The sequence below is a fragment of the Nocardia brasiliensis NBRC 14402 genome (assembly GCF_000308475.2).
GTDB lineage: Bacteria > Actinomycetota > Actinomycetes > Mycobacteriales > Mycobacteriaceae > Nocardia > Nocardia brasiliensis.
Genome location: NZ_BAFT02000115.1, coordinates 1 through 4,959 on the forward strand (window position 1 = coordinate 1; position 4,959 = coordinate 4,959).

A 4,959-nucleotide genomic window follows, 5' to 3' on the forward strand; every position below is an offset into this window, starting at 1 on the left:
CGGACAAGCCGGAGTACGAGCCGCGGGGGTGCCCGCGCGGCGCTTCGTTCTCCTGGTACACGTATTCGCCCGCACGGATCCGCTATCCGTATGTGCGCGATGTGCTGCTGGAGATGTACCGCGAAGCCAAGTCTCGGCTCAAGGACCCGGTGCTGGCCTGGGGCGAAATCGTCGAGGACGCCGCGAAAGCGAAGCGCTACAAGTCGTCTCGCGGCAAGGGCGGCTTCGTGCGCGCCGAATGGTGGGAGGCGGCGGAGATCGCGGCCGCGGCGCACGTTTACACGATCAAGCAGTACGGTCCGGATCGGGTGGCGGGGTTCTCGCCGATTCCGGCGATGTCGATGGTCAGCCATGCGGTTGGGGCGCGGTTCATTTCGTTGCTGGGTGGGTCGATGCTGTCGTTCTATGACTGGTATGCGGATCTGCCGGTGGCGTCGCCGCAGGTGTTCGGTGATCAGACCGATGTGCCGGAGTCGGCGGATTGGTTCGATGCCGGGTATCTGATCATGTGGGGTTCGAATGTGCCGGTGACGCGGACGCCGGATGCGCACTATATGACCGAGGCGCGGTATCGGGGGCAGAAGGTCGTGGTGGTGTCGCCCGACTATGCCGACAACACGAAGTTCGCCGACGAGTGGGTGGCGGCGCGGCCGGGAACCGATGCGGCGCTTGCCATGTCGATGGGGCACGTGGTGCTCAAGGAGTTCTTCGTCGACAAGACGACGGCCCGATTCACCGACTACGTCAAGCGCTACACCGACCTGCCGTTCCTGATCACCCTCGACGAGCGAGACGGCGCCTACGTGCCCGGCAAGTTCCTCACCGCGGCCGACCTCGCCGCGTCCGGTTCGGTGGCGCAGGGGGCTGCCGAACCGGACGCGGGTGACGCGTTCCGTACGGTGCTGCTGGACGCCGACGCGAATCCGGTGGTGCCCAACGGATCTCTGGGCGATCGTTTCGGCGCGTCCGGCACCGGACGGTGGAACCTCGACCTGGCGGACGTCGATCCGCTGCTGACGCTGCACGGCCGCACCGATGATGCTGCGGCCGTGCGGTTTCCCCGCTTCGACACCGATGTGCCCGGTGTGCTGACCCGCGGTGTGCCGACGACGGTCGTCGCGGGTAAGCGGGTCACCACCGTGTTCGACCTGCTGCTGGCTCAGTACGGTGTCGCGCGCGACGGGCTGCCCGGAAGCTGGCCGACCGGTTACGACGATGCGTCCGAGCCGTATACGCCCGCCTGGCAGGAGGCGGTGACCGGTGTACCGGCCGTGCAGGCGACCCGGATCGCGCGCGAATTCGCCGACAATGCCGACCGTTCGGGCGGTCGGTCGATGATTCTGATGGGGGCGGGCACCAATCACTGGTTCCACTCCGATCAGATCTATCGCGCGTTCTTCACGCTGACGCTGCTCACCGGCTGTCAGGGGGTGAACGGTGGCGGCTGGGCGCACTACGTGGGGCAGGAGAAGTGCAGGCCGGTAACCGGGTGGTCCACACTGGCTTTCGGCTCCGACTGGCAGCGGCCGCCGCGCCAGATGCAGGGCACCGTCTTCTGGTATCTCAGCAACGATCAGTGGCGCTATGACCCGTTCACCGCGGAGACGTTCGCTTCGCCGCTGGGGGAGGGCCGCTTCGCGGGGCGCACGGCGGCGGACAATATCGCGCTGGCGAGTCGGCTGGGCTGGATGCCGAGTTATCCGACGTTCGACCGCAATCCGCTGGATCTGGCGGATGAGGCCGAGCGTGCGGGTAAGTCCGCGCCCGAGCACATCGTGGACGAATTGAAGTCCGGTGACCTGCGTTTCGCGTGCGAGGACCCCGATGCCCCCGAGAATTTCCCGCGCTGTCTGACGGTGTGGCGGGCGAACCTGCTCGGTTCGTCGGGTAAAGGCAACGAGTACTTCCACAAGCATCTGCTGGGTGCGGATTCGAATTTGCAGACCACCGATGTGACCGGTGTGCGGCCGCAGGAGTTGGTGTGGCGGGAGCAGGCGGCGACCGGGAAGCTGGATCTGTTGCTGTCGCTGGACTTCCGGATGACGAGCACGACATTGTTCTCCGATATCGTGCTGCCCGCGGCGACCTGGTATGAGAAGCACGATCTGTCCTCGACCGATATGCATCCGTTCGTGCATGCCTTCTCTCCGGCGATTTCACCGCCGTGGGAGGCGAAGACCGACTTCGAGGCGTTCCATCGGATCGCGCGCGGGTTCTCGTGGATGGCCGAAAAGCACCTGGGTGTCCGCAAGGACATTGTGGCGGTGCCGTTGCAGCACGATTCGCCGGATGCGTTGGCGCAGGCGGGCGGGCGGGTGCTGGACTGGAAAGCCGGTGAGTGCGAGCCGATTCCGGGTCAGACGATGCCCAAACTGGTGCTGGTGGAACGGGATTACCCGAAGATCGCCGAGAAGATGGCCGCTTTGGGGCCGTTGGTCGAGACGCTGGGCTTGACCACGAAGGGGGTGACGACCTATCCGGAGGAGGAGGTGAAATACCTCGCGGGTGTCAACGGCACCGTGGTTTCCGGTGTGGCCCAGGGGCGTCCGTCGCTGGCCAAGGACACCCACGCCGCGGAGGCGATTCTGGCGCTGTCGGGCACGACCAATGGCCGGCTCGCGGTGCAGGGTTTCGAGGCGTTGGAGCGTCGTACGGGTACGGGGTTGGTGGATTTGGCTGCGGAGCATGAGGGTAAGCGGATTACGTTTGCTGATACGCAGGCGCGTCCGGTGCCGGTGATCACTTCGCCGGAGTGGTCGGGTAGTGAGTCGGGTGGGCGGCGGTATTCGCCGTTCACGATCAATGTGGAGCGGTACAAGCCGTGGCATACGTTGAGTGGGCGGCAGCATTTCTATTTGGATCATGATTGGATGATCGAGCTGGGTGAGCAGTTGCCGGTGTTCCGGCCGCCGTTGGATATGACGGGGTTGTTCCGGGAGCCCGAGGTCGGTGCGGTCGGGGCGAATGGTGTGACGGTGCGGTATTTGACGCCGCATTCGAAGTGGTCGATTCATTCGGCGTATCAGGACAATCTGCATATGTTGACGTTGTCGCGGGGTGGGCCCTCGATCTGGATGTCGGAGCGGGATGCGGCGAAGATCGGTGTGGCCGATAATGATTGGATCGAGGCGGTCAACCGTAACGGGGTGGTGGTGGCGCGGGCGATCGTGTCGCATCGGATGCCCGAGGGCACGGTGTTCATGTATCACGCGCAGGACCGGGCGGTGGGTGTACCCAGGATCGAGGACCGTGCGCAGGTCGATGACGCGCGGGGTAAGCGGGGCGGGATCCATAACGCGTTGACCCGGATCATGATCAAGCCGTCGCATTTGATCGGCGGGTATGCCCAGCAGTCGTTTGCGTTGAACTATCACGGCCCGACCGGTAATCAGCGTGACGAGGTCACCACGATCCGGCGCCGTAGCCAGGAAGTGGAGTACTGATATGCGTGTCATGGCACAGCTGGCGATGGTGATGAACCTGGACAAATGTATCGGCTGCCACACCTGCTCGGTGACGTGTAAGCAGGCGTGGACCAATCGTGGTGGCACCGAATACATGTGGTTCAACAACGTCGAAACCCGTCCCGGGCAAGGCTATCCCCGCCGATATCAAGACCAGGACCAGTGGAAAGGCGGCTGGCGACTGAACCGGCGCGGCAGACTGACGTTGCGGTCGGGGTCGCGGTTCACCCGCCTGCTCAACATCTTCGCCAACCCCGACCTGCCCACCGTCGCCGACTATTACGAGCCGTGGAGCTATGACTACGACACTCTGCTCTCGGCCCCGGCGATGGACACCACCCCGGTCGCGCGCCCGAAATCGTTGATCACCGGCGCGGATACGACGATCACGTGGGGGGCGAACTGGGACGACGATCTGGGCTCCGGACCCGAGCAAGTCGGGAAGGACCCGCTGCTGGCACGATTGTCCGACCAGGTGAAACTCGAATTCGAGCAAACCTTCATGTTCTACCTGCCCCGCATCTGTGAACACTGCCTCAACCCCTCGTGCGCGGCGTCGTGCCCGTCGGGAGCGATCTACAAACGCGCCGAGGACGGGATCGTGCTCGTCGACCAGGACAAATGCCGGGGCTGGCGCCAATGCGTCACCGGGTGCCCCTACAAGAAGATCTACTTCAACCACAAAACCGGCAAAGCCGAGAAATGCACCTTCTGCTACCCCCGCGTGGAAGTCGGGATCCCGACCGTGTGCTCGGAAACCTGCGTCGGGCGCCTGCGCTACATCGGCGTCATGCTCTATGACGCCGACAAAGTCGGTGCCGCGGCCTCGGTCACCGACCCGAAAGACCTCTACCCCGCCCAACTCGGTGTCTTCCTCAACCCCCACGACCCCCGCGTCATCACCGAAGCCGAACACGCCGGCATCTCCCCGGAATGGATCCAAGCCGCCCAGGACTCACCGGTCTACAAACTCATCGCCGACTACCAGATCGCCCTACCCCTGCACCCGGAATACCGCACCATGCCCATGGTCTGGTACGTCCCACCCCTCTCACCCGTGGTCGACGTGCTCACCGAAACCGGCCACGACGGCGAAAACCCGCACAACCTCTTCGGCGCCATCGACGCACTACGGATCCCGGTCGAATACCTCGCCGAGCTGTTCACCGCCGGCGAGGTAGGACCAGTGCGCGCCGCGTTGCAACGACTGGCCGGCATGCGCGCATTCATGCGCTCGGTCAACCTCGGCGAAGAACCAGACCCATCGATCGCCCCCTCGATCCGGCTCGAACCCGAAGAAATCGAAGCCCTCTACCGGCTACTCGCCATCGCCAAATACGAACACCGCTACGTCATCCCAACCGGCGCCGGATCACAAGCACACCAACTCGACGCACTCGCCACCGGATGCAGCCTCGACACCGACGGCGGACCCGGCATGACCGCCTTCGACACCATGGTCGAAAAATTCCACCTCACCGACACCAACGGCGCT

2 protein-coding genes are annotated in these 4,959 nt (G+C 64.4%); both read left to right on the plus strand.

Annotation, left to right across the window (positions count from 1 at the left end; all coding sequences use genetic code 11):
• On the plus strand, nt 1–3,443 hold a 3,443-nt coding region (locus TY25_RS40220; protein ID WP_042265583.1), incomplete at its 5' end, for a nitrate reductase subunit alpha.
• A 1-nt stretch (nt 3,444) separates the two neighbouring features.
• Nucleotides 3,445–4,959: nitrate reductase subunit beta (gene narH / locus TY25_RS40225; protein WP_042265584.1), on the plus strand; the 1,515-nt coding region annotated here is incomplete at its 3' end.